The sequence below is a fragment of the Desnuesiella massiliensis genome (assembly GCF_001403615.1).
GTDB classification, from domain to species: Bacteria; Bacillota; Clostridia; order Clostridiales; family Clostridiaceae; genus Desnuesiella; species Desnuesiella massiliensis.
This window is the reverse complement of record NZ_LN879457.1, coordinates 813,992-840,705: the sequence shown is the minus strand read 5'-3', so window position 1 is coordinate 840,705 and position 26,714 is coordinate 813,992. Positions and strand designations below refer to the sequence as shown.

Here is a 26,714-nt window from a genome sequence, read left to right as displayed (position 1 = left end):
TTTATTATAACTTTTTTCAATTTACAGTTCACAATGCACAGTACACAATTAGGGAAGATTTTTCTCCGTTACTCTACGCAGTGTCAGCAGAGAAAAAAATTTCCTTCATTGTGTATTGTGAACTGTGCATTGTGTATTAAAAAATGCTAAAGAATAGCATTTTAATAAAAATTACCTTCGCAATTTTTATTTAAGGTATTATTCTTGTTCTATCTCTAGGAAACAGGGACGCTTCTCTTACATTATTAAGCTTAAGCAGTTGAGCTGTTAGTCTCTCTAACCCTATTGCTAATCCACCGTGCGGTGGAATTGCATATTTAAAAGCTTCTAAATAGGATTGAAATTTATCAGGATTTAGCCCTTTAATCTTCATATTGCTAACTAACATATTATAATCATTAATTCTTTGACCACCAGTAGTTATTTCTAATCCTCTAAAAAGCAAGTCAAAGCTGCGGGTCCACTGCTCCTCCTCTGGCATGGTATACATAGGTCGCTTTTTTCTTGGGTAATGAGTTACAAATAGGAACTCACTATTTAAATGTTCTTTAGCATATTTGCATAGAAGCTTTTCTGACTCAGGATCTAAATCCCCTTCCAAGTCATCTTTATGATAAACTTTGCTCAAAAGCTCTAAGGCGTCCTTAAACTTTATGGCAGGTATGCTGTCTCCTATCTTTGGAAGTTCTATTTCAAAATCCTCCAAAATGGCTTTAGCCTCCTTTGATAATTTATTTAATATATATTTTAATAACTGTTCCTCCATTTTCATTACATCTTTTTCACTATCTATAAAGCCCATCTCAAAATCCATGCTTATATATTCATTTAGGTGTCTATTAGTGTTATGCTCTTCTGCTCTATAGGCATGACCTATTTCGAATACTCTTTCATAACCAGCACCCACTAGCATTTGCTTATAAAATTGAGGACTTTGTGCCAAATAAGCTTTATTTTCAAAATATTTAACTTCAAAAATAGCTGTGCCCCCCTCAGCCCCCTCGGCCACAATTTTAGGAGTAAACACTTCTGTAAAACCCTGAGATACTAAAAACTCTCTAAAACCTTGAGCTATAATTGCCTGAAACTTAAAAACTGAATTAATTTTTTCTTGCCTCAGACTTACAGATCTATTATTTAAAATAGTGTCTAAATTCACGTTAAAATTTGATGAATTAATTTCCAGAGGTATCTCATTTTCCACAGCTGAAATTAGTTCTACGTTGTTTCCTTGAATTTCATAGCTATTTATAGAATTATTACTATTCACTACTTTACCTGTTATACAAACAATACTTTCATTTTTTATCTTAGCAAAATCAATAATACTGTTTTCTACTACGCACTGCACCTTACCGCTTCTATCTCTTAAGATAATAAAAGATATCTTACTCAATCTCCTTATTTTATAAATCCATCCCTTGAGACAAACCTCCTCATTTATTTTATTTTCTAAATCTGATATTAATGTTCTATTCAAATTGCACATAAATAAATCTCCTCTCTTAAAATATTCCTTATATATTTAGGCTTAATCCTATTTAAAGTTTTCTTTTAATGCTTTTTAAAAATTATTATATTTTCCTAATAAAATAAAAAATCCCTTGAAATAAATCAAGGGACGAAAATTCCGTGGTACCACCCTAATTAACTTTAATCATCATAAGATGGTACTAGTAATTTTATCCTTCACCGGGCCCTGGTTATGGGAAGAAATTAACTATATTTAAATAAAACAAAGCCCACTCCAATAAAGGAGTGAGCTCTACTCACGGTACCATCCTTTTTAACCTTAATTTTCATTAAAAGTCATATAATTAAAGTTCACTTTAGTTCCTTTAACGGTGAAATCCGGCTTATTCTAATACTACATCATATGGAAACAACCTCAACTGTCAACTTATACATGTTCCATAATCACTTAAAGCTGTGATTTTGAAACATAATAAATTGAGTTTTTGTAATGTTTCCCTATAGGTTCAAATAAGCATCTCAGAGATGTCCTTCAAAATATTTTCCTACCAGGCTTCCACCCTTCCTAGCTCTCTTTGAGGAAATAACACTCCTACTCTTCTCTTCATAGATATTATAAATATAATAAAACCCTATTTTAAAATTGTCAATATGATTTTTTAAATATTTATAATTTTTAAATTTTAATAATTCATTACAACTTTATTATGAATATTTGTTACAGAATTTAAAAAGTAATACAAAATTAAAGGTTCCACTAACATTAAGTAGAACCTTTTGTGGCTGGGATGGCAGGATTTGAACCTACGCATGACGGAGTCAAAGTCCGTTGCCTTACCGCTTGGCGACATCCCAATATTTATTATTTATTTAACACAAAGACGATTATATAAGAAATCTATTAAGTTGTCAACTATAGAAAAAATAATTTGACTTTAAGTTATACTATATTAAAAACTTTTTAGGCATCGTAAAAAAATAACTAGTCAAATAGACGAGTAGACTGACTAGTTATTTTTTTGGAGATGTCTTAATATTGATTCCCATGCTTTATATATTTTTATTATAGTCTAAGGTTCTCCTCAATTTTATTTTAAAGGATACCTTAGACTATTTTTAAATTTAAACTCACTATTCACTAATTTCTAAGTAATTTCTATAAAGCAAGTACGCCATTCCTGCTGACCAGCTAAAATTGGTACAATGAAGTCCTTCTCCATTCTCAGGATTATAATTTTCCCTAAAGGTTTTTCCTTTATCCTTAATTCCTTCCGCATTATCTAACACTTTCTTAGCAAGCTTTGAAGCCTCTTCCTTATATCCATAAAAAGCTAACCCTTCAATGGCGAAATACGCCTGATCAAGCCATACTGGTCCTCTCCAATACTTGGTGGGATTATATCTTTCGTTGTCTTTTGATGCGCTAGGAATTGGTACCTTAGTATTAAACTTATCTTCCTTCATTACAGCATCTTTAACTGCCCTAGCTTGCTCCTCGCTGGCCACACCAGCCCAAAGAGGTATTATACCTTCCGGTCCCTTTCTTCTATTTATTAAAGGCTTTTTATCCTTAATATCTATATCAAAAAAGAAGCCTTCCTCTTCACTAAACATGTGTTTTTGTATAAAATCCTTTATATACTTTCCTTCTTTTTCATAGGTTTTACTATCCTCAGGTTTATTTAATACTTTAGCTATGCTAGCTAAAAATTTCTTTTCTGCAAATAAGTAGGAGTTCAAATCCACAGACTCTTGGTTTATGGAATAACCGATAATCTCCTTCTTTCCATTTCGATTTTCAAGAATCTCTATTCCATAATTCTCATCAAATCTTACAGCATTATCCATGCCGCTTTCCCAAGCTGCAGCTCGTAAAATTTCTTTAGAACTGCTATTTAGCTCATCTAAAGTACCTCCATATTCAGCAATACCATTCTTATCGTTATCTCTATAGCTATACCACCAATTATGATACTTTACAAGCTTTGGATACATCTCTTCTAAAAAGGCTTTATCCTTGCTTTCTTCATAAACCTTCCAAACTGCCCAAGCAGCTAGAGGAGGTTTTGAATTTCTTTCATTCCAATTATCACCGTTTTTATTATAGAATATGGCATCTATAACCATACCATCTTCTCTCTGGTAATCAAACATGGCTCTAATATTGTCTTTGGCAAGCTCTGGTGAAAAACTCGCCGTGGCCACAGCCTGCTTCCATGAATCCCACGCCCACATGCCATTAAACCAAGCATAAGACATAGAGGGGGTAATTCCATTTTTCTTTATTGCTCCTGCTGGACTTCTCCAATTAGTTATCAATGTTTCAACAGCTTTTACCGCAACCTCATTATAATCTTCTTTGCCTTTCTTTAAAGCAGAGGAAAGATACTTATTCCATCTCACTGCATTTTCCTTAATATACTCTAAAGGTTTTTCTAGAATAGTTTCTATCTTCTTATGTTCCTCATCTTTTTCCTTCTTAGTAAAGGTATAGGAGTTAGTGGTGTTTAAAATATACTCCTTTTTAGGCTTTATTATTATATTATCCTTCATAGAGGTAACATAGCTCATTCCTTTTATATCCGTGTTCACCTCAAAAGGATATCTGACTTCGTACTCCATCTCATCAGAGACTAGAGCTTTCCAATTTAATCTTGCATCAGGGAAGTTCACCTTTACTCCTTTGGACGAAGCAGTAAACTCTGTTTTAATATAATATAAAAGATCGCCTTCCCACTGAAGCTTTAGGTTTAATTCCTTATTAGTTTTATTTTTAATTGTTGTAGTAACAAGAGCTGTTCTATTGGTAACAAATCTTAATTCTAGCTTTAGCTCAAAGTCCTCCATGTCATAGTCTTGAACCAAGAGTCCTGGATAATAGGATAAATCTGGATTCTTACATTGTGATAACTTTATTTCCTGTCCACCTTTAGCATCATATATCCTAATACGGTTAAAGCACTTACTAAGCCATATTCCATACTCTTCTGCAATATATAAGGGGCCTGTAAAACCTCCATAATATTCCTTATCCTTTAAGGAAGGCAAATGATAAGCATGCCATGCTCCCATATCAGAAAAAGGATTTATCTCATAATTATCATCAGGTTTAGCTTTTTTAGGAATTCCTGTTACATCAATAATATTTTTAAACTTATATCTTATTTCCTCATTACTTTTAAGTCTATTATTGCTGCAACCAGCCATAGTACCCGTTATCATAAAACAAGAAGCCAATGACATGATAGCTGTTTTTGATAATTTCATAGTATATCCTCTCTTCTCTACTCTTTTACTGAACCTATCATAACACCCTTCACAAAATATTTTTGTAAAAATGGATATAAACATAATATTGGAAGAGTTGAAACAATTACAGTGCTATATTTAATTAAGGTTTTATAAGCATCCGCTTTTATAAACTGAGCTGCACCCTTTGGTAAATTCATCATCTCTCTGGTATCATTTGATATCAAAATTTCTCTTAATATAAGCTGAAGAGGATATTTACTTCTGTCTTTTAAGAAAAGCATAGCATTAAACCATGAATTCCACTGCCCTACAGCATAAAATAGAGCTATTACAGCTAAAGTAGCTTTAGAAACTGGAATAACTATTTTAAACAATATGGTGAAATCATTTGCTCCATCTATCTTAGCAGATTCTATAAGACTTTCTGGTATATTTCTAAAAGCAGTTCTAAGTACAATAAGGTTCCATACGGATATAGCCGATGGCAGTATAATTGCCCATCTCGAATCAATGAGCCCTAGTCTTTGTACCTGGAGATAAAAGGGAATCAATCCTCCACTAAAAAACATGGGTATAGTAACCATCCACATTAACGGCTTTCCAAAAAACAAGTTTTTTCTTGAAAGTACGTAAGCTGACATACTTGTCAACAATAAATTTAAGCTGGTTCCTACTACCACATAGAAAAGAGTATTTAAAAAGCCTGTCATAATGCTTGGGTTTTTAAATACCAGAGCATAACCATTCAAAGTAAATCCTAGTGGTTTTAGTAAAAGACCTCTATGCTTCATCAATTCATAAGGATCACTTAAGGAAGCAAATAAAACATACAACAATGGATATATACATATAATCATAAGTAATATCATAAATATTATGTTAGCTGTGTCAAAGACTTTTTCTCCTAAGCTTCTTTTAACTCGCATAATCTCACCTCACCTTACCATAAGCTTGTTTCTGATATCTTTTTGCTAAATTTATTAGCAAGCACTAATAATACAAATCCAACAGCAGACTCTAATAGACCTACCGCTGTACTGAAATCGTATTGAGCACCAACAAGTCCTTTTCTATATACATAGCTTGATATAACATCTGAAGTTTCCCAGGTCATAGGATTATATAGAAGAATAATTTTCTCATATCCTACGCTCATTAATCCGCCTATATTTAATATGAGCATAATTACAAGAGTAGGTGCTATACCAGGCAAGGTTATATGAATGAGCTGCTTCCAACGCCCAGCCCCATCTACTGTAGCCGCTTCGTATAAAGATGGGTCTATGCCCGAAAGTGCTGCAAGATAGATTATGCTGTCCCACCCTATGCTCTGCCAAAGTCCTGAACCTATATAAATAGGTCTAAACCACTCAGGCTTTGTAAGCCAGTTTACAGGTTCTACACCAAAGTTAACTAAAATTGAATTAATTAAACCATCAGTAGAGGTAAAATCTATAATCATACCGCATATTACAACCAAGGATATAAAGTGTGGAAGATAAGTAACAGTCTGAACTATACTTTTAAATTTCTTTCTTCTTATCTCATTTAAAAGCAGTGCCAGTATTACCGCCGATGGAAATCCCCACAACAGAGAATGCATACTGATAAGTACTGTGTTTTTTAATGTTCTAGCAAAATATATACTATCAAAAAACGCTTTAAAATGTTTTAGCCCTACTCACTCACTTCCTAGAATTCCCAGCCTTGGACTGAAATCTTTAAAGGCTATGGTAACTCCATACATGGGAATATAGCTAAAGAGTATAAAATATATAATCATGGGTATTGCCATGATGTAAACATATCTATTTATCTTAAAATCCTTACGTATTCTTTTCCATACACTGATCTTTTGATTATAGTGAGCCTTACTATTAACCTGCAGTTCTGCCATAAATTAGCTCCTCCTTGCTTTTTAGGATTTTAGTATAAATTCTGAAGAATGTATGTTCATTCTTCAGAATTTATAAGAACTATTTAATCTTTCTGTTATTATATCTTTCTAGGGCAGCTTGATATATCTTTATAGCATCTTCAATGCCCATCTTCTTAAGCTGCTCTACATAGCTATCAAACTTACTTAATGGTTCCTTACCAGTTATGAATTTTAATATCATTTCATCCCTATAAGTATTAACATCACTCATAATAGCCGAATACTTTTCATTTTCTTCAGCGGTAAGATTTATTGGAGGCACCACGTAATCAGTATCTGCCTTTGTCCACTTATCCATAGCTTCTAAGGAGAATTTTGAAAACTCAGGTAAAGCCTTGTAATCTCTTAAATAAGGTCCTATTTCAAGCTTATATTTGTTGCAAACTGTCCAGAAATCAAGGCCATCAGGATTTTTTGTCATAAGGTCTGTAAATTTAGGTTTTCCATCTACCATAGTGTAGCTTGTGCCTTCAATTCCATAGTTAAAAAGCATCTGTCCCTCTTTGCTATAGGCATAATCAAACCACTTTACAACCTGTTCTGGGTTTTTACAAGCAGAGGTTATAACGGCTTCATATCCTCCATTACGTTCGTTAACCACTCTCATCTTTACCTTTTCTCCTGCTTTTAATGAAGGCTGCACAATTGGAGAAAACTCTGCTTTAGGATCTGTAACCCTTATGGCAGCAACATATTGATCCACCAATGCATATTCTGTCATATAAATACCAGCTTTTCCTGAAGTAATTAGAGCTTCTCTGCTCTTTGTATCACGAGTAGCAAAATCCTTGTCAATTAATCCTTCATTGAACCACTTATTCATGGTTGCAAGGTATTCCTTAAAGCCTGGATCCATTGGTCCATATTTTATGGTATTGCCTTTTTTATAAAAACCATTTCCTACATCAAAAGCACTCACTATAGTTCCGTAGGGATCTAACCCTCTTTTATTAAGTATAAGCGGCGCAGTATTTTTCTTTTCCTTAAACTGTTTTAATACACTGTACCACTCATCAATAGTAGTAGGCTCTTTTAATCCAAGTTCATTAAGCCAATCCTTACGAATGACTGGCCCCCACCAAGCAGGCTCATTTTTATCTATACCCACTGCAGGGAATGCATAAATATTTCCTTGGTCAGTGGTTACTTGCCTTGCAAGCTCTGGGTCCTCTTGTAATAGCTTTTTAAAGTTTGGTGCATACTTATCAATCAATTCATTTAATCTTATATACACTCCATCCTTTATAGCCTTATCCATTCCACCTTTATATTGTGTTGCGTAAGTTTGTATAACATCTGGTAAAGTATTAGAATTTACAAGCAGATTAAACTGCTCTGTTTCTTGACCTTCAACAGGATGCTCAAACTCCACATGAACATTTGTCCTTTTTTCAAGCTCTTGATACATTAAGCTTTCATTTAAGCTTTTTATATACTGGTTTGGCGTAAAAGAAGTCCAGTATTTTATGGTAATCTTTTCATTTCCATTTTTGTCGCCATCCTTGGAGCCTTGGGTACTTTTTGTTTTGTTACACCCCACTGCGGTCACTGTTATCAGTGCAGCTAGAACAAGTGTTAATAGCCCTTTACGTTTCATTAAATAATCCCCCTTTTTTAATTTGATATTTTAATGCATCGTTTATTTTTAATGATGCAAATAAACAATTTTTAATCCTCTCAGAAATTACTCTTCAATTAGTTCTTTTGATAATGCAAAATCTGAAATTTCCTTGTTATTATATAGTGAAAGCTTCAAATTAAGTTTAAAGGCTTCAAACTTACATTTATATTTATCAAGTTGGTTTTGACCACAAGAATTGCTTCCTAAAGCATTCTGTTTATAATCAATATTTAATGTAATATAATCTCTTTTTACTAAATCTATAGTATGCTTTGCTTTCTCTAAATCCTCTGTTTCATAGTACATAGCACTAAAGTCTAGTTTATCCTTTGCCACCACCATTAGCCCCACACCTCTATGATCTAGTAATCTAACCCATTTACAATCTGTTCTATTTCCGTTTTCCTGTGGCTTCACATAATTCGTAAAAAGTTCATCCACGTTTTTCTCATATACTCCGAATAAATTGCATTGTTTTGAATCTGCATAGGATTCCCCTGGTCCTCTGCCATACCATCTGACCTTAGAGTATTTTTTATCCAGGTTCATTTTCATTCCTATCCTCGGAAGCATATTAGGAGCATTCTCAAGCTTACCTTGAGGCAAGCCTTCTATATTCATCAATATATCTCCACTTGGATAAATCTTATATTCATATACACAGGAGTAATACCATGCACTATTAGGACTGCCGTTTACAGTAGATATCTTAACTAAAGCATAATTTTCTCTTTGTTCGTAATAAAAATCTTCTAGGCTTTCCTTCATCAAGTGCATAAAGTATTTTTTATGATAATCTTCTACAATGTACATATCATTATCAATGGGCGCTCTCCAAAAATTAAGCTGCGGTCCCATATCTATGACCTTATTCCCATCCTTTATCGCATATAGCATTATGCCTTTTACTTTATCAAAGGCTGTTTCGAAGTATTCACCTTTTATAATGAGCTTGAAGTCCTCATCTATAAGCTCAAGTTTTCCTTGCGGCTTTACCACTATATATTCTTCCTTTGAATGTAATTTAAATTGAGCTGTAGCAACCACATGTCCACTTTTCGCCCAACTTGTATCTTTATTAAGTTTATAAGAAATGTTTAAATAATAATCTCCATAACGTTCTTCTGGTAACAAGCTATCATAGTTTAGCCTTATTTCTTTTTCGCTTCTAGCCTGTATATTTTCTATATTCCCTATTCCTGTGGCTATTATTTCATTCTCTTTAACTATGGAATATATTAATTGGAGATGATTTAATGTTATAAAATCATATCTATTTCTTATTTTCATTACTCCATTATTTAAATCCACTGCACTGGTTTCTACAGGCTCTATTACTTTCTTATATTCCAAAAGTCCTGGTGAAGGAGTTCTATCAGGCATTATAAGTCCATCTATACAAAAATTTCCGTTGTTAGGGTCATCGCCAAAATCTCCACCATATCTATAATATTTTTCACCTTGCTCATTAAAGGATTCAATACCGTGATCAAACCATTCCCATACAAATCCCCCTTGAAGCTTATCATGAGCATAAAAAAGCTCTTGATATTCTTTGAGATTACCTGGTCCATTACCCATAGCATGACAGTACTCACAGATTATATGAGGCTTCTTTGCTTCATTAACAATCTTCTCCATGGTAAGTCTATCAGGATTTTCATGCTCAAGCCATGTATACATAGTGGAGTAGACATCTGAAATTTCGGCCTTTCTATCTCCTTCATAGTGAATCAATCTTGTAGCATCAATTTCTCTTGCTCTTTTAGCCATAGTTTTAAAATTGCATCCAAAGGATGACTCATTACCCAAGGACCACATAATAATACATGGATGGTTTTTATCTCTATTAATCATTCTTTCAATTCTGCTTACATATGCTAGTTCCCAGTCTGGATTATCACTTATCCAACTATAATCATTAGTAAGCTCAAAACCATGACATTCTAAATCTGTTTCGTCCATAACGTACATTCCATACTTATCGCATAGATCATATAGATAAGTAGAATTAGGATAATGAGCCGTTCTTATAGCATTGATATTATGCTGCTTCATTAGTAAAATATCTGCTTCTATCTCCTCTTCTGATACAACCCTGCCGTTAATAGGATTAAAATCATGTCTATTAACACCCTTTAACTTAATAGCGACTCCATTAACTAAAAAATTCTCTTCTTTTAATTCTATCTTCCTAAAGCCAATGCTTTGAGGTACTATCTGCTTTATTTCTCCATGCTTTTTTAAGGTTATAAGCAGTGTATAAAGGTTAGGCTCCTCTGCAGACCACTTTAATGGTGAGGAGACCTCCTTTTGAAATTTATCAATTCCTTTTGTAATGTCATGCTCCTCTAAGAATACTGTTTGTTTTTTGGAATCCAGCAATTCATAAGATATAGAGTATCCATGTTCTTTATCTTTAATATTTCTTAGACTTGTTTCTATGCTAAGCACTCCATTTTTATATTCCTCATCTAGGTCTGCTACTGCATAAATATCCTCTATTCCATTTAAGGGCTCAGCATAAAGCTCTACATCCCTAAATATGCCACTAAGCCACCACATATCCTGATCTTCAAGATAGGTTCCATCAGACCATTGATAAACTCTTACTGTACATTGATTTTCTCCAACAGTTACGTAATCGGTTACATCAAATTCTGATAAAAGCCTTGCTCCCTTACTGTAACCAACCTCTTTACCGTTTATCCAAAGATGAAAAGCAGAATCCACTCCATTAAATCTCAGTATCACCCTGTTATTTGCCCAATTTTCATCTATATAAAAATTTCTTTTATATATGGCCGTTGGATTGTCAGTGGGAACATAAGGTGGTCTTATAGGAAAGCTATACCACAAATCTGAATAATGCATTTTACCATAACCTTGTACCTGCCAATTACCAGGCACAACTATATCCTTCCAACTTGCACAATCGTAGTCCCATTTATAAAATTCTTTTGGAGAGTATTCAGGAGCATCTAAAAATAAAAACTTCCAAACTCCATTTAAATTTTTATAAGCTATACTATATTTTTTTTCATTTAGAATGGCTTTGTTTCTATCTAAATACGAATTAAAATATATACGACTTTTCATTCTATTAATATGATCTATATTTATATTTTCCCAAAGCTTCATTTCCCTCATTTAACCCACCCCTTGCATTTTTCTTTAAAAATTGAAGCCTAATCTCTGAAATTATTATATTAAAATTTCAGATTAATGTTTTTTTAGTTAATGTTTTTACTTTTTTAAAATATGATAAATAATATTATACTAAGTACTAAAAACTAATAACAATCATGCGAAAACTAGTAATTCAGCTTAATTTCAGCCATATAATATTTATCAGATATTTTAGAATATTTTTCTTAATCATATTTTACTAAATTTTATTATAAATTTCAATATATTTTAGTAAATTTATCTAAAATAAAAAATTTATTCCTTGCTTATCAGTGATGTGAGCTTTATTGCTTGATTTATTTTTTACTATTTTTTACTCAAATTTTACTTGCGGTTTACTAAGTATAATAATTTTCTCTTTGAGTTATTTTACACAAAAAAGACTCTCAAGAAATCTTGAAAGTCTTTTTTATGGCTGTGGTGGTAGGATTTGAACCCACGAATAATGGAGTCAGAGTCCACCGCCTTAACCACTTGGCTACACCCCAATATTATGTTTTTCTATAACACTTATTACTTTTATCTATTACATATAAGATTATAATAAAAAAAATTGCTTTTTTCAATATATTTTGATAAGTTTTTATCTTGACTATGCTATTAAAATACTTTTTGTTTCTCAGTAAAAATAAAGGAACAAAATCGACGCTTTCATTCCTTTATAGGAGGATGTGAAAAAAGGTATTCTATAGGTTTCCCTACACCGCACGTGGAGCCCCACGAGCGGTCCGTGAAAAAGAACACCTATGTTTTTCACATCCTCCTATATACACTATAGAACAATTATTTTATTTCTTTAACTCTCCATTTACCATCTTCTTGGCCTATTATCAATTTATTTTCGCTTGGTTCTGCTGGACCAGCGGAAGTACCCCATTGAAACTTAATTATATATTGATAATTAGTGTTGTCGATTTTCTTACTACTTATAATTTTATAATTTTCTACCCAAGGACTAGAGGTTCCTGTAATCCAACATAGATTTTTATTCTTTACCATCTCCTCTTTAAACTTTTGTTTTAACTGGCTATCCATCATAGAATATTGTAATATTCCATTTCGGCTTTTTATTCCTTTTGCCCAAAGATCAGCTGCTGCTTCTGGAGTACAAGGTGCTAAATGATTTAAGGTTTCCTCGTAAAGAGACAATTTACAACTTAGTCCTTCTTGTTCCTTTAAACTATCACTAGCACAGTTTACTTCATTATCTCTCACCTCATCTGAGCAATTGGGGCAAGCTAAGGCCCTATAACCTATAAAAGAAAATACTAAAATTATTGCAGTTATAAAAAAAGTTATTCTAAATAAAAAAAGTTTACCTTTCAAATTTTTTCACATCCTTCTAAAATCAATGTACGCTGCTCTATTTTTACAGCTATATTATTTGTTTATATATATATAAACATACATAAATAAATTATTAATGTTATTCTGTACTCTTTTTGAAAAATATAGTATAATGCTATTGTTTGTCCTTTAAACTTAAGCTTTAACTTAGGCATCCTTAAAAATAGCTAGTTACCCTTATGGTGTGTTTGACTAGTTCTTTTTTCTCAAAGACCTTATAGAAAATAAATCCTGTTTATTTTATTATATTTTTTCTGATATAATGAACAGGTGCATTGATATAATAAATAGATGATTAGATATTAATAAATAGTAGGTGATGATTATGATAAATGAAAGTAAGCTTATTGAAGAGTCGCTATTTCAGTTTTTAGAAAATCTAGATAATCAGAAAATTAAATACTTCAATAGCTTTTTTAAATCTTTTAAAGGTGAATTTTTAAGCATTAACCTATTATCATCTTTAACGAAACAAGAACTAGATAACTTAAGAAAAATTTTCAAATTACAAGGTACAAGCAATTTAAAAAAAGCTGATTTAGCAAAATGCATAGATGAATATATATGTGATAATCTTTTGTACATAATAAAAAATTATCTATTAATAGAAGAGCTTTCATTATTAGAAGATGTGATTCTTAATAATGGAGTTATGGCAGCTCCTGATGATGAAAATTTTGCTAGAGCAATTAAAGCATTAAAATCTATTGGCTTGTTATATCCTGTATTTTATGACAACACCGATATTTTGGTTATTCCTAAAAATCTTATTGAACTTCTAAAAGATATTGTAAGTAATTCTGAAGTAATAGATTGCATCAAAAATAGAACTCAAAAAATACAATCAATTAAATTGCTTTTAGAATATTATGGTGCTGCTAACTATGATACAATCTCCTCTAAACTTCAAGAAGCTTTTAATATAACTGAAGAGTCTTTAAAGCAGGATCTTGAAAGCTATGCGAAAAGATATAATGATATTAACATAAAAGATAGTTTTATATTAAATGGTAAATTATCTAATATTCATCATGTTATTAAGGAACAAAATTCAAAAGATCAGTTAAATTATTTTACTATAGATATATGTTCTGCGATTGAAACAGATTGCTTTACTTATAGTTTTAATCAGTGGGAAAATAAACTTTTTAGCTATCTTAGGGAATTATTAAATACTTCTGAGGAAGTTTTATATGATATAGCTACAAGTTGTATATACGCTATAAAAAATGATTTAAAACTAAATGAAATTCTAAACTTTTTAATGATAAAGATTATTTTTCAAAATGAAAAGCAATTACTTAGTCTAGTTCCCTATATAAATGATATTTATAATAACTCTAACCTGTGGATTCTAAAAGGAAATTCTTATAATAAAACCTCTAATACAAATACAGCTACCTCGAATAAGGTTGGAAGAAATTCTTCTTGTCCCTGTGGGAGCGGTAAAAAATTCAAAAAGTGCTGCGGCAAAATATAAAAGAGAGAGCTTAAACGCCCTCTCTTTTAATTTTTAGGAAATTATACATAAAGTACAACAATTATTAAATAATAGTTATATTTTTTATTTAAAGATTAAAAAAAATTGATTATTATGTTATAATTGGAATAAATAGCAGGAGGTGAATGCATAAATATGAAAAAGATTAAGCTCTTTATCTGTATTTTCTTCCTTGTAGCTTTAATAGCATTTAAAAGTAGTTCAGTGGCAGCAGCAGAAGTTAAAAATGTATTAGTATTACATTCCTATAACGAGGGTTTTGCTTGGACAGGCGCAATCTCCAAGGGGATTAATTCTGTTTTTAATGCGAGCACTACTAATGTGAATATAAAATATGACTATATGGACTTAAAAGAGAAATCTGATGTTGATTATTTAGACAACTTTTTTAATCTTCAAAAGATCAAATATTCTCATATTAAGTTTGATACTATTATAGCATCCGATAATGGTGCTATGGATTACCTCTTAGAATATGGAGATAAGCTATTCCCCAATACCCCTATAGTATTTTGTGGCATAAATGAAATGAACCCTTCTGTTTTATTAAACAAACCTCAATACAAAATTGTATCAGAAAATATTGAAGTAAAAGAGATGATAGAAAACATTCTATCAATTTTTCCTCATACCAATACCTTCAATGTTTTTGGAAGCAGTAGCACCTCTGGGAAAAACGACTTCAATAATATAAAAGAAATTTCTAATAAATTTATTAACGATTATAAATTCAATTTCTATGAAAATACTCCTATTGAAAAGGTAAAGGAGGAAATAAAAAATTCAAATAGAAATACTGCTTTTATATTTGTTACAGATCCATTTTTAGATGAGTCAGGACATTACAGATATATAAGTAATTTAAAGGATGATATTTTCAAAAATTCTCCAGCTCCTCTTTTCTCTTTTTGGGATTTTGATCTAGGTTATGGAACCTTAGGAGGAAAGGTTACCAGTGGATTTTATCAAGGTGAAGAGGCCGGAAAAATTGCTCTAAAGATATTAAATGACTCTTCTCTAACCTCTATACCACAAATAACTCAGAGTCCAAATAAATATATGTTTGATTATACTCAATTAAAAAATCATAAAATAAATCTAAATATACTTCCCAAAGACAGCATCATTGTTAATGAATCCTTTTCTTTTTTTGAAAAATATAGGAGCTTAGTTATTGGAATCCTGATAGTTTTTTTGTTCCTAATTACTATAATTTCTCTTTTATCTATAATTATTAATCAAAAAAGAAAGAATGAAATCAAACTAAATAATAGCTATGAAGAACTAACTGCAGTTTATGAAGAGCTAACCGCTACGGAAGAGGAGCTTAGAGCTCAGTATGAGGAACTGCAAGAAAATGAAGAAATGATGAGAAATAGTGAAGAGCGATATAGACTTGCCATTGAAGGTGCCAATGATGCCATTTGGGAATGGGACATGGAGAATAACTCTTTCTTTATCTCTGAAAAATGGACCCACATAAGTGGCCATGATATAGTCTTAAGCTTTAAAGATATCTATAACAAATACATATACCAGTCAGACAAAAGCTTTGCAAAAAAAGATTTAGAAGATGCTATAAATAATAACAAAATATATAAAAGCGAATTTAGAATTATAGCAAAAGACGGCTCTATTAAATGGTTACTAAATAGAGGTAAATTACTGCTTAATTCCGAAAGTAAGGCTATAAAGATGGCTGGTTCCATTACAGATATTTCCGAAAGAAAGATGAATGAGAAGCAAATAAGACAAATGGCGTATTTTGATGTAGTCACAAACTTGCCAAATAGACATTACTTTATTCAAAAATATAAAGAAGTGTTAAAGTCTAATTCCTTATCTAATAAAAGTTCTGCGTTAATATTTTTAGATTTAGATGAATTTAAAAAAATTAATGATACCCTAGGCCATGATAAGGGAGATTATCTTTTAAAAGAAATAGCCATAAGACTAAAAACCTCTATACCGTTGAATTCAATTGCTGGTAGGTTTGGAGGAGATGAATTTCTAGTTTTAGTTCCTGAATTTGATAATATAAAAGATTTAGAGGCTATCTGCAATAACTTATTAATTATGTTTAAAGAACCTTTTATATTAGATGGTGTATTTACTTATGTTACTACAAGTATGGGGATTTCCGTTGCTCCCATGGATGGAGAAAAATCAGAGGTTCTTCTTAAAAATGCCGACACAGCTATGTATAGAGCAAAGGAACAGGGTAAAAATCAATATTGTTTCTTTAGCTATTCCATGGGAAAAGAGCTGGTAAAAAAGATAACTATAGAGAACAATCTTAGGCACGCTCTAGAAAATAGAGAATTTGAATTATACTATCAGCCTCAAGTAAACTTATGCAATGGCAAAATTGAAGGCATGGAAGCCTTAATCAGGTGGAATAATAAAGAACTAGGATTTGTACCACCTAATGACTTTATACCCATAGCTGAAAAAACAGGTCTTATAGTTCCTATAGGTAATTGGGTATTAGAAACTGCCTGTAAACAAAGTAAAATTTGGCTTGATAAAGGTCTTAGCTATAACTCTATGGCCATCAATGTATCCTGTATTCAATTTATAAGACATGATTTCATAGACAATGTAAAAGGTATATTAACTAAAGAAAATCTTCCAAGTAATCATTTAGACATTGAAATAACAGAGAGTTTACTGATGGACTCCACAGAAGATAATATCAATAAGCTAAAAGACTTAAAGTCTATGGGCATAAAAATTGCTTTAGATGACTTTGGTACTGGTTATTCTTCTTTAAATTACCTAAGACAACTGCCTATAAATGTATTAAAAATTGATAAGTCCTTTGTGCAAGAGATATGTGATAAAGCTGAACAAAGATTAATAATTGATGTGATAATAAATCTTTCTCATAGGCTTGGTTGTAAAGTTGTAGCTGAGGGTGTAGAAACCAAAGAACAGCTAATACTATTAAAAGACATGGGCTGTGATATAGCCCAGGGTTACTATTTTAGCAAACCCGTTAATGCTGAAGAGATGGAATATTTATTGATTAAAAATAGAAATAGCATATAATAAAAAGCGACGTTGGTCGCTTTTTTTCAATTCACAGTTCATAATTCACAATTATGGTTGAATTTTCTACGCTACTCTGCGAAAAATTTTTGATTATATTTTTTAAATAGCTACATAAAAAAGTCGTGGCTAAACATTAGCCACGCTTTATAAGTTCTCAATTTTTTCGTAATGTTAGTGGAAAAAAAAATTTCTTTCATTGTGAATTGTGCATTAAAAAAGGCTAAAGAATAGCCTTTTAATAAAAATCATTTCGCAATTTTAATTTAACGCCTCTAAAAGGCTTATAATATTCTTTAATTCCTTTAAAGTCAAATCTCCAGCTCGTCCCCTAAATCTTCTTATATTCTTGTACAATTCGCTTTCTCTTCCATTTAGCTCATTGGCTTCTATAATTACTAATGCATTTCTTACCCATTTACTTATATCATCGTAGGTTGAACTATATAAATCCTCGCTATACTTTCCCACATCATACCTAATAGTATAAGTACCAATAAGATTATTTGCTTCCTTTAAAACATTTGCGTAAGAATTATTCATATTCCCATCTCCCTAGATTTAGATTATGTAAAGGTTTAAACGTAAGGTATCAATTCTAAATAGTTTGAATATTTTATATATTTCAATTTTATCACTTAATTCATTCATAGTCAACTTTTTAGTCTGCTGTACCTTAAGCATTAAAAAAAGCCGCTAAGCGACTTTTTCTAATGGCGGCTGATAATATAATAGTGATAATTCATACCCTAGGCAAGCCTTTAACTGGCTCTTTCATATCAGATTTTACATCCATAGTTATAGGGTTTGATGTTTTCTTATTGGTAGTTTTGTTATCGTTTCTGCTTTTCCTTTCAGACTTCGTTGTCATTCTTTATCCACCTTTCTAACTTAAGATTATTTATTTTTAAAATTTAAGTATATATTTGCTCTTTATATTTATCTTTGATAATAATATGAATTTCATCATGAATTTTTGATATATGATCTATATAGCTGTCTTCAGGCAGATCATAGGATAGAGCAAGTATTCTTTTTAGCTCCTCAAGCCCTATTAAATATTGAAATTCTTTACCTGAACTAAACCCCTCACTAAAAGGCTTTATCTCTCCAGTTCCAACTAAAGTGCAATTGACCCTATTTTCATCATCTCCAATAAAATTTAGAAATCTTACTACCTCACCATAAGGACTTAGTCTAGGATTTATGTATGCTATAACTCTCAATGGTGTGTCCTCTAAAAAAGCTTCATAATTATATACACAATCAAACTTAGAGATTATTCCTTCTATTCTTTCCTTTAGATCGCCTATACCTATAACTCTTCTATCCTCCATAGCAATACTCTCCTTTCAATGAAATATATATTAATAATTTTCATATCTATAGTTTAATCCTAAAGTTTATTTATATACTTTTTAAATTTTAATATATATAGGAATATAAAGGTACTTGTCCACATAATATATATTGATAAATGCTGTTTTATATTATAAAAGGAGGGGTACAATGGCTAAAGGTAAGGAAACAAAAAAGCCTGCAAGCAAAGATGCTAAAAAGAGTCCTAAAGATTCTAAAAACAATAAGGGCAAGAAAAAATAAATACAAAAAATAATCCACAGCAATTTTAATTTTAGCTTGTGGATTATTTTTTATAAACCTTGATATATTATTTTTTTAATGATTTCATACCTACCAGCAACAATAATACTCCTATTGCTAATAAGGAGTTATTATCTAGCAAAGAACCGGTTTCTGGTAATGTTGTTTTTGAATTTTCTTCAATACCTTTATTCTCCGTTGATGTATTAATCACATTATTTTCAATGGAAATTTTACAAGTCTTTATTTCATCCTCAGATATAGCTATATTTTGAGGAATATTTTTTAAAGTGAATTTTTCAATACCAGTTAAGTTTATAGTGTAAATTCCCTCATCTAATCCTTGAAATAGAATTTGACCTTTTTCATTAATACTTGAACTATTAATAATCTTTCCTTCTTTTATAAGCTCAATTTTGTCATTAGATAAGTCGCCATCATATTTACTTAAATCCAAGTCAATTTTTATGGCCTTTCCTTTATAAGAAAGAGCTAGCTTTTCTAATACTAAGGTAAAAGTATTTAAATGATCTTTTATTCTATTTTCATAGTTTTGTTCTATGTATTGTAAATCGTCTTTATCTGTATGCCAAACTGCTCCATCCTTTTCTGTTTGAACATAACCATCTTTATCTCCAAGAAGCCAGTTAGTAGCTTCAAAATAAGCATGCTCAATGCCTAAGGCTTTAAAAGGTGCATGGTCGCTCCAATCTCCGGTGGTTCCTTTTGGATATTCTGGATTTATTCCTTCATTAGTACCTAGTTTAAGATTTAAAGCTTTTGCAATGCTTAAGGCTTTATCTCTATAATACCCATTTTCTCCTTCTGTTCCATAAACATACATGTTATCTCCTACAGCCAAAGAATCTAAATTTATCATCACCACAGTATTATCTATTTCTTCTTTACTCATTTTTGAAGCATAGTGCTTAGATCCTTGTAATCCAAGCTCTTCAGCCCCAAATGCTATGAACTTTATGGTATAAGGAGTATCCATATTTTTTATTTTTTCTGCCACTTCTAGCATAACCCCTACTCCTGATCCATTATCATCCACACCATGACCTTTAGCCACAGTATCGTAATGAGCACCTATTATTATCTGCTTATTTAATATCCCAGGTTTAGTGGCAATTAAATTACAAGCTTCATAGTCTGTCCCTTTTCTATTAAAAGAAAATTTTTGAGCTTCTGTATTATACCCGAAAGATTTAAAGACCTCTATTAAATATTCTTGAGATTTTTTATTTGCTTCTGTGCCAGTAACTCTATTTCCTATAGAATTTAGTTGTTGCACATGTTTATATGCCTTATCCCCATAATTATTTTCAGCTGATGCTTTAACTGAAAAGGAAAATAAAAGAAAGGTCATTAATAAGAATGAATTTAAAACTTTTTTAATCATATGTATCCCCCTTTGAATTTTTATGCAAGTTTATTGTATAATTATTCATACCAATTGTCAATACTTACTATAATTAAAATAATTAATCTATATAAATATTTAAAAGTTATGCATATTTATAAACACCAATTATGCCTATGACTAATTTTCAGTAAGAACTTAAGCAATATATCATCCGTAGGTAAATAGCAACTATTGTCTATGGTTATAAAAATAGGATATAATATTATATAATTTTATTTAGCTATATAAGTTAATCTTTTATAAATATATGTGTTAAGAAAAGGATGGTTGTAATGCAGAAAAACTCACCTTTATATATCCAAGTAATGGAAATAATTAAAGATAAGATTTTAACTGGAGAATATAAGATTGGAGATTTTATTCCCACAGAAACTGAATTAGAAGAAAAGTTTCAAGTTAGTAAAATTACCATAAGAAAAGCAATTGAGCTTTTAGAAGCTGAAGGATATGTGATGAAAAAGAGTGGAAAAGGTACTACGGTTTTAAGTAATAGTATATTCAATAAGCTTTCTAAAGCAGATTCTTTTTCAAGCATATTAAAAATGGAGGGATATACACTAAGAAAGGAAATTGCAGAAGTTACAACAGTTTTTAATGAAGAAATCTCTGAGCTATACCAATACTTTGGTGAAAAGTGCTATAAAATAATTAGAATATATTATTTAGATGATATGCCTTATATTTATTTTGAGCATTATATTCCGCATAAATTTAAATTAGATAAGGATACCATAGATAACTATACTTCCTTATACATGCTCCTTCATAATAACCAACTTTATATATCTAAATTTCAAGATGAATTTTTTATAGATTATCCTGAAGAAGGTATTTTATCAAAATTACAATTAAACTCTGAGCCTCTCCTAGGAAGAAAGAGAAAATCTATGGATAATGAAGACAATGTACTTGAATTATCTTATGCAAAATATAATACCAAAGTTCATAACTATATAATAAAATATGAGATATAATGCATTTTTTTTCTTACAAGTGAGGTCATAGCCTCACTTATTCTTTTTAGCATATAAATAGGCATATCTTACATATAGCACATCCACTATGCTTAATAAAGCTATTCTGCCTGAAATAGACAGAGATGAAAAATCACTTTCACTGCCATTAGCACAAATCACGTAATCTGCTTTTTGAGCTAATATGCCTTGAGAATTTTGAGTTACAACAACTATTTTAACTCTTCTTTCTTTTAGTTTATTTATAATATTACCGAAGTATTGAATCTTTGCAGATACGGAAAAAAATATAGCTAAAGATCCCTCATCTAGTTCGGTAGCATATTCTAATTGATCCGGTACATCTAAAAAAGCCGTACAGAATTTACCCAAAGATATAAATTTAGTTTGAGCATCTAAGGCCACTAATTGAGAGAAATGTAATCCAAAAAAGGCCACTTTATTTGAATTATGAATGGCTTCAACCACTTTATCAATAGTGTCCATATCTATAGATTTTTCAGTAGCTTCCAAGGTACTTATCATAAGAGGATATACCTTCTTAATAATCTCTCTTGGTTCTTTCCCTATATCTTCTTTTTCTTCTGAAGAAAAATTTATACTATTTGCATAGTAGCTTAACATCTGTTTAGCGCTATCTTTAAGTTCCCCAAAGCTTTTATATCCCATTTTACGGCAGAAGCGACTTATGGTAGGTGGGGATACAAAGCAGGAATCTGCTAATTGATTAATAGTAATATCAGGAATCTTTTTTATATCATGAATAATTTTCCACGCTATATTATAATAAATGTCTTTTTCTTTAACAGAATTAACGTAGGATAATAATCGATATATAACATCTCCCAAGATACTCTCTCCTTTATGCTACTAACTTAATAACTATATTATAGTTTAAAAATTTATAAATATAAATAGATGAACTCTTCTAAAAAAATTTATAGGTAAGATCAATAAAAAAGGTTGCTGACACAGTCTCCATGTCAACAACCAAAAACACTAACTTCTCTTTTCTTTACTATAGTTCTCCTCTTTCAACCTTATCTATAGCTTCTTTAAACAGAGGTAAATACTCCTTATGAGCTACCAGCATTTCATTAAGAACCTTCTTAGCAATAGCTCCACCAGGTACTAATGGATTGGTAGTAAATGCTTGGAGAGCCGTACCATAATCTCCAGTTACTGCTGCTTCTATAGCTACCTCTTCCATGGCTTTCATTAATTGTATATACCCTCTTGCAGCTGCATTAAACTTTCCAAAGCTTATAGGTTTAGGACCACTAGCTGTAATATAACTGCTTACCTCTACTATGCAATCATGAGGAAGATCTAGTAAAGCCCCATTATTTTTTGTACTTACCACCATTACACTTCTCTTGTCATTATAAATAGAGCTTATAATTTCGCAAGCTGCATCTGAGTAGTGTGCTCCCCCTCTTCTTGACAATTGTTCTGGCTTTTCCTTTAATTCAGGATTCTTATAGAGTTCAAATAGCTCTTCTTCAACCTTTTTCACTACTTCTGCTCTAGTAGTATTGGTCTTAAATTCTTCTAGTTCCTTCTTTAACATATCATCTTGTAGATAGTAATATTTATGGTAGGCACAAGGTAACATTCCTAATTCCCTTATCTGCTCTTCAATGAATGGTATATCTTTAATATTAGCTACTACATTGTTATCCTCTGAGAATAATAAGTTCATAATATCCTTTGTAACCTCATGACCTGCTTTATCATAAACTCTATGCCAGTGGAAATGATTCAACCCTGCGAAGTGAAAGAATAGCTCTTCAGGTTTTTTATTAAGCATTTCTGACTCTTTAATAGTATGCATTATTGGCACATTGCATAAACCTACAACCCTCTCATAATTTCCATACCTTGACACTGCCTCTGTTACCATACCCGCTGGATTTGTAAAGTTAATAAGCCAAGCATTAGGACATAGCTCTTTCATATCCTCCACAATACCTAATATAACAGGAATAGTTCTGAAAGCCTTAAACATCCCCCCTGCTCCATTAGTTTCTTGTCCTAAAAGTCCATGACTTAAAGGGATTCTCTCATCTTTTACTCTAGCATCTAATAATCCTACCCTAAGCTGCGTAGATACAAAATCTGCATCTTTTAATGCCTCACGCCTATTCAAGGTTAAATGTATTTCCCAAGGTAGCCCCGCTTCCTTAACCATACGTTTAGCTAAATTACCCACTATCTCTAGCTTTTCTTTTCCTTCTTCTATATCCACAAGCCATATTTCTTTAATAGGCAGCTCATCCTTACGTTTAATAAATCCTTCAATTAGCTCAGGTGTATAGCTAGAGCCTCCTCCAATAGTTACAATCTTTATTTGCTTTTTATCCATAATACTCACTCCTTCTCACTGACTCTTAACTATATTATAAAAAATATTTTCATCTAATAGTTTTCTAATTTAGAAAATCCCTTTTTATGGTAATCAATTAGAGTAACCTTTAATTTTATGGATACAAAACTAAGTATAATTCCTAGAAATATTTAACAAAATAATACATCATATATTTTTAAATTAAATGTTTACATTATAACATTATAATGTTATAATGTTTTTGTAATCTTAAGAAAGAAGGTGCAATCATTGGACAAGTTTATTAAATTCATTGAAGAAAAAATTATGCCAGTTGCCTTAAAAATAAGTCAGCAGAGACATATGAGAGCCATAAGAACTGGTATAATAGCTACTCTTCCACTAACTATAGTGGGATCATTCTTTGTAATATTCCTAAATGTTCCTATTACAGGCTACGCAGAATTTATAGCCCCCTACAAAGCAATAATAGATGTTCCTTTTAGATTTACTGTGGGCATTCTTTCCTTATACGCAGCCTATGGAATGGGCGCCGCCTTAGCTAGTAGCTATGATTTAGATAAGGTAGGCTCTGGTTTTCTAGCGGTATTAGCCTTCTTGCTATCCACTGTAGTACCTGTACAAGTAGGAAAGTCTGTAGATGGCGTTATAGCTGCTGGAAGATATATCAATATTGCAAGCTTAAGTTCCAGCTCTTTATTCGGAGCTATTGTAACCTCTATGCTAGCAGTAGAGATCTATAGATGGATGAAACAAAAAAATATCACCATCAAGATGCCGGAAGGAGTTCCTCCAGAAGTATCAAATTCTTTCTCAGCGCTACTACCCACTATTGTTGTAATTTTATTGTTCTGGGTAATCAGACATTTCTTAAACTTTGACATAAGTGCTACCCTAAGCACTTTGCTTTCACCATTAAAAGGTGTGTTAGCTGGAAATAGTTTATTCGGCGGATTACTAACAGTATTTTTAATAACCATGTTCTGGACCTTAGGAATTCATGGTCCTGCAATTTTAGGCCCAATCATAAGACCAATATGGGATATGGCTATTGCTGAAAACATGCAAGCTTTCTCTGCTGGTGCTTCTGCTAATCATCTGCCAAACCTTTTTACAGAACAGTTTTTACAATGGTTTTTATGGATTGGTGGATCTGGAGCTACTCTAGCATTAGTGATTATGTTCTTAATGTCAAAATCAAAATACCTAAAAAGCTTAGGACGCTTATCCTTATTGCCAGGATTATTTAACATAAATGAACCTATAATCTTTGGTGCTCCTATAGTAATGAATCCAGTATTGGCTATTCCCTTTATAGTGGCTCCTATGGTTATGACTGTTTTATCTTATTTCTTAACCATCTCTGGAGTTATACCTATGATGATGGCAAGATTGCCTTTTACAATGCCTTCTCCATTAGCTGCTGTTATGAGCACTAACTGGAATATAATGGCCGGAGTATTGGTTGTAGTTAACTTCATAATATCTTTTGTTATATATTATCCTTTCTTTAAGGTATTTGAAAAACAACAATTAGAAAAAGAAAAAAACGAAATCCAATAGGAGGTTAGAGTAAGGTATAGTACTGCTTGTTTTAGTATTATACCTTTGCTCCATTAAAGTTATGAAAATATATATTATATTTATGTTATCAACTTTTTTTGCGTCACATTTTGTCTTTGAAAAATACTTGATAGTTAAAATACAAAAAAATATAAAAACTTTTCCTGTAATGCTCACCGCTTTATTCACAGAGTTTATTTTTTTAACTCTAGCAGCTTATATCAAGGGTTTTACAACACTTTTAGTTTTAGTCACTATAATAAACGCTAGCTTCATCAATGTTTTTTATAGACATAAATTAAGTAAACTTAACGGAGGTATGTAATATGGAACGTAGACTAGGTATATCAATTTATCCAGAACACTCTGTCATAGCAGAAGATAAAAAATATATAGAATTAGCCTCTAGATACGGCTTTTCTAGGATTTTTATGTGTATGTTATCTGTTTCTCATTCTAAAGAGATGATTAAAGAGCATTTTTCTAGCATTATTTCCTATGCAAAAACTTTTAATTTTGAGGTAATATTGGACATAGCTCCAAACATTTTTGACGCCTTAGGTATTTCTTACGACAATCTAAGCTTTTTCCATGAGTTAGGTGCTGATGGCATAAGACTTGATTTAGGCTTTGATGGAAATAAGGAAGCTCTCCTTTCCTTTAATGAATATAATTTAAAAATCGAGCTTAATATGAGCAATGATGTAGCTTATTTAGACAATATCATCACTTATAAACCCAATACTCCATTTATATATGGTTGTCATAATTTTTACCCTCAAAAGGGTACAGGACTTCCTTATGACTTTTTCCTAAAATGCAGCCAGCGCTTTAAAAAATATGGTGTTAGAACTGCTGCTTTTATTAGTGCCAAAGATGCCAATATCGGACCCTGGAATATAAATGATGGATTATGCACTTTAGAAATTCATAGAAATCTACCTATTGAGGTTCAAGCAAAGCATTTATATGCTACAGGGCTAATAGATGATGTAATTATAGGAAATGCCTATGCTTCTGAAGAAGAGCTTAAGGCACTATCAAAAGTAAATAAATATCAGGTAGAGCTATCTATAGAAACTTTAGAAGGCACTTCAGATATAGAAAAAACAATCATGTTTAAGGAACAGCATTTTAGAAGAGGAGACATATCTTCTCAAGTGGTTAGATCTACAGAGGTAAGAAAAAAATATGCTAAAGAAAGCATTCCAGAGCATGACAATAAAATTGAGTTCAAGCCTGGAGATGTAGTAATAGGTAATGACCAATTTGGAAAATATAAAGGTGAATTACAATTGGTTTTAGAGAGCTGTTATGATGAAAGAAAAAATTTAGTTGGCAGAATAGCTAAAGATGAGCTAATACTCTTAGATTTTATTGAACCTTGGAGTAAATTTAAATTAGTACCGGAAAGAGAGCAATAAAA

Annotated in this window: 19 protein-coding genes, 2 tRNA genes and 1 other annotated feature; of the genes, 5 read left to right on the top strand and 16 right to left on the bottom strand. The window is 31.5% G+C overall.

Features of this window, described 5'->3' with window-relative positions:
- Window positions 1-190: 190 nt before the first annotated feature.
- The 10 genes from aspS to BN2665_RS21815 form a co-directional block, all read right to left on the bottom strand.
- Entirely contained in the window at window positions 191-1,480 is a 1,290-nt protein-coding gene (aspS, locus tag BN2665_RS21855; protein WP_055670037.1) for an aspartate--tRNA(Asn) ligase, read from the bottom strand.
- 271 nt (window positions 1,481-1,751) lie between these two features.
- Window positions 1,752-2,090: a binding site (T-box leader), on the bottom strand.
- 163 nt (window positions 2,091-2,253) lie between these two features.
- Window positions 2,254-2,328 (bottom strand) — tRNA-Gln (locus tag BN2665_RS21850).
- Between the two features lie 276 nt (window positions 2,329-2,604).
- On the bottom strand, window positions 2,605-4,740 hold the full coding sequence (locus BN2665_RS21845) for an MGH1-like glycoside hydrolase domain-containing protein (RefSeq protein ID WP_055669212.1): 2,136 nt from the start codon (window positions 4,738-4,740) through the stop codon (window positions 2,605-2,607).
- A 17-nt stretch (window positions 4,741-4,757) separates the two neighbouring features.
- On the bottom strand, window positions 4,758-5,651 hold the full coding sequence (locus BN2665_RS21840) for a carbohydrate ABC transporter permease (protein ID WP_055669211.1): 894 nt from the start codon (window positions 5,649-5,651) through the stop codon (window positions 4,758-4,760).
- 14 nt (window positions 5,652-5,665) lie between these two features.
- Window positions 5,666-6,316, bottom strand: coding sequence for an ABC transporter permease (locus BN2665_RS21835; protein WP_341452716.1), 651 nt, complete (start codon window positions 6,314-6,316; stop codon window positions 5,666-5,668).
- A gap of 90 nt (window positions 6,317-6,406) precedes the next feature.
- Window positions 6,407-6,622, bottom strand: coding sequence for a hypothetical protein (locus tag BN2665_RS27840; protein WP_341452715.1), 216 nt, complete (start codon window positions 6,620-6,622; stop codon window positions 6,407-6,409).
- 79 nt (window positions 6,623-6,701) lie between these two features.
- Entirely contained in the window at window positions 6,702-8,261 is a 1,560-nt protein-coding gene (locus BN2665_RS21830) for an extracellular solute-binding protein (protein WP_055669210.1), read from the bottom strand.
- 87 nt (window positions 8,262-8,348) lie between these two features.
- Window positions 8,349-11,435 (bottom strand): beta-galactosidase subunit alpha, encoded by a 3,087-nt coding sequence (gene ebgA, locus BN2665_RS21825; RefSeq protein ID WP_207643708.1) that lies wholly within the window; start codon window positions 11,433-11,435, stop codon window positions 8,349-8,351.
- Window positions 11,436-11,886: 451 nt separating this feature from the next.
- Window positions 11,887-11,962 (bottom strand) — tRNA-Gln (locus BN2665_RS21820).
- A gap of 295 nt (window positions 11,963-12,257) precedes the next feature.
- Window positions 12,258-12,800 carry a hypothetical protein gene (locus tag BN2665_RS21815; protein WP_055669209.1) on the bottom strand — a complete coding sequence of 181 codons (543 nt, stop codon included), beginning with the start codon at window positions 12,798-12,800 and terminating at the stop codon, window positions 12,258-12,260.
- Window positions 12,801-13,146: 346 nt separating this feature from the next.
- Between BN2665_RS21815 and BN2665_RS27165 the strand changes: the two genes are divergently transcribed.
- Both BN2665_RS27165 and BN2665_RS21805 read left to right on the top strand, forming a co-directional pair.
- Window positions 13,147-14,301 (top strand): SEC-C metal-binding domain-containing protein, encoded by a 1,155-nt coding sequence (locus BN2665_RS27165; RefSeq protein WP_055669208.1) that lies wholly within the window; start codon window positions 13,147-13,149, stop codon window positions 14,299-14,301.
- 156 nt (window positions 14,302-14,457) lie between these two features.
- Window positions 14,458-17,373, top strand: coding sequence for an EAL domain-containing protein (locus tag BN2665_RS21805; RefSeq protein ID WP_055669207.1), 2,916 nt, complete (start codon window positions 14,458-14,460; stop codon window positions 17,371-17,373).
- Window positions 17,374-17,634: 261 nt separating this feature from the next.
- On the opposite strand, the gene BN2665_RS21800 is transcribed toward BN2665_RS21805, so the two are convergent.
- The 4 genes from BN2665_RS21800 to BN2665_RS21790 form a co-directional block, all read right to left on the bottom strand.
- Window positions 17,635-17,916 (bottom strand): hypothetical protein, encoded by a 282-nt coding sequence (locus BN2665_RS21800; RefSeq protein ID WP_055669206.1) that lies wholly within the window; start codon window positions 17,914-17,916, stop codon window positions 17,635-17,637.
- A 199-nt stretch (window positions 17,917-18,115) separates the two neighbouring features.
- Entirely contained in the window at window positions 18,116-18,244 is a 129-nt protein-coding gene (locus BN2665_RS27780) for a hypothetical protein (protein WP_278335914.1), read from the bottom strand.
- Window positions 18,245-18,287: 43 nt separating this feature from the next.
- The gene (locus tag BN2665_RS21795; RefSeq protein WP_055669205.1) at window positions 18,288-18,710 is read right to left on the bottom strand and encodes a hypothetical protein; all 423 of its coding nucleotides are present in this window, start codon (window positions 18,708-18,710) and stop codon (window positions 18,288-18,290) included.
- A 332-nt stretch (window positions 18,711-19,042) separates the two neighbouring features.
- Entirely contained in the window at window positions 19,043-20,380 is a 1,338-nt protein-coding gene (locus tag BN2665_RS21790; protein WP_074042385.1) for a M20/M25/M40 family metallo-hydrolase, read from the bottom strand.
- A gap of 296 nt (window positions 20,381-20,676) precedes the next feature.
- Between BN2665_RS21790 and BN2665_RS21785 the strand changes: the two genes are divergently transcribed.
- Complete coding sequence (locus tag BN2665_RS21785) at window positions 20,677-21,378, top strand: GntR family transcriptional regulator (RefSeq protein WP_055669204.1); 702 nt, start codon at window positions 20,677-20,679, stop codon at window positions 21,376-21,378.
- Between the two features lie 33 nt (window positions 21,379-21,411).
- Here BN2665_RS21785 and BN2665_RS21780 read toward each other — a convergent pair whose 3' ends face one another.
- Window positions 21,412-22,227: a MurR/RpiR family transcriptional regulator gene (locus BN2665_RS21780; RefSeq protein ID WP_055669203.1), complete on the bottom strand. Its 816-nt coding sequence runs from the start codon at window positions 22,225-22,227 to the stop codon at window positions 21,412-21,414.
- A 169-nt stretch (window positions 22,228-22,396) separates the two neighbouring features.
- Window positions 22,397-23,743: a 6-phospho-beta-glucosidase gene (locus BN2665_RS21775; RefSeq protein WP_055669202.1), complete on the bottom strand. Its 1,347-nt coding sequence runs from the start codon at window positions 23,741-23,743 to the stop codon at window positions 22,397-22,399.
- 252 nt (window positions 23,744-23,995) lie between these two features.
- Between BN2665_RS21775 and BN2665_RS21770 the strand changes: the two genes are divergently transcribed.
- Both BN2665_RS21770 and BN2665_RS21765 read left to right on the top strand, forming a co-directional pair.
- A complete protein-coding gene (locus BN2665_RS21770; RefSeq protein ID WP_055669201.1) occupies window positions 23,996-25,288 on the top strand; it encodes a PTS sugar transporter subunit IIC in 1,293 nt (430 codons plus the stop codon).
- A 326-nt stretch (window positions 25,289-25,614) separates the two neighbouring features.
- On the top strand, window positions 25,615-26,712 hold the full coding sequence (locus BN2665_RS21765; protein WP_055669200.1) for a DUF871 domain-containing protein: 1,098 nt from the start codon (window positions 25,615-25,617) through the stop codon (window positions 26,710-26,712).
- The last annotated feature ends 2 nt before the right edge of the window (window positions 26,713-26,714 follow it).

Bases quoted from the DNA above. Each gene is read 5' to 3' on its own strand.
- BN2665_RS21845 (WP_055669212.1), bottom strand. From the start codon at position 4,740: ATGAAATTATCAAAAACAGCTATCATGTCATTGGCTTCTTGTTTTATG.
- BN2665_RS21840 (WP_055669211.1), bottom strand. From the start codon at position 5,651: ATGCGAGTTAAAAGAAGCTTAGGAGAAAAAGTCTTTGACACAGCTAAC.
- BN2665_RS27840 (WP_341452715.1), bottom strand. From the start codon at position 6,622: ATGGCAGAACTGCAGGTTAATAGTAAGGCTCACTATAATCAAAAGATC.
- BN2665_RS21830 (WP_055669210.1), bottom strand. From the start codon at position 8,261: ATGAAACGTAAAGGGCTATTAACACTTGTTCTAGCTGCACTGATAACA.
- ebgA (WP_207643708.1), bottom strand. From the start codon at position 11,435: ATGAGGGAAATGAAGCTTTGGGAAAATATAAATATAGATCATATTAAT.
- BN2665_RS27165 (WP_055669208.1), top strand. From the start codon at position 13,147: ATGATAAATGAAAGTAAGCTTATTGAAGAGTCGCTATTTCAGTTTTTA.
- BN2665_RS21805 (WP_055669207.1), top strand. From the start codon at position 14,458: ATGAAAAAGATTAAGCTCTTTATCTGTATTTTCTTCCTTGTAGCTTTA.
- BN2665_RS21800 (WP_055669206.1), bottom strand. From the start codon at position 17,916: ATGAATAATTCTTACGCAAATGTTTTAAAGGAAGCAAATAATCTTATT.
- BN2665_RS27780 (WP_278335914.1), bottom strand. From the start codon at position 18,244: ATGACAACGAAGTCTGAAAGGAAAAGCAGAAACGATAACAAAACTACC.
- BN2665_RS21795 (WP_055669205.1), bottom strand. From the start codon at position 18,710: ATGGAGGATAGAAGAGTTATAGGTATAGGCGATCTAAAGGAAAGAATA.
- BN2665_RS21790 (WP_074042385.1), bottom strand. From the start codon at position 20,380: ATGATTAAAAAAGTTTTAAATTCATTCTTATTAATGACCTTTCTTTTA.
- BN2665_RS21785 (WP_055669204.1), top strand. From the start codon at position 20,677: ATGCAGAAAAACTCACCTTTATATATCCAAGTAATGGAAATAATTAAA.
- BN2665_RS21775 (WP_055669202.1), bottom strand. From the start codon at position 23,743: ATGGATAAAAAGCAAATAAAGATTGTAACTATTGGAGGAGGCTCTAGC.
- BN2665_RS21765 (WP_055669200.1), top strand. From the start codon at position 25,615: ATGGAACGTAGACTAGGTATATCAATTTATCCAGAACACTCTGTCATA.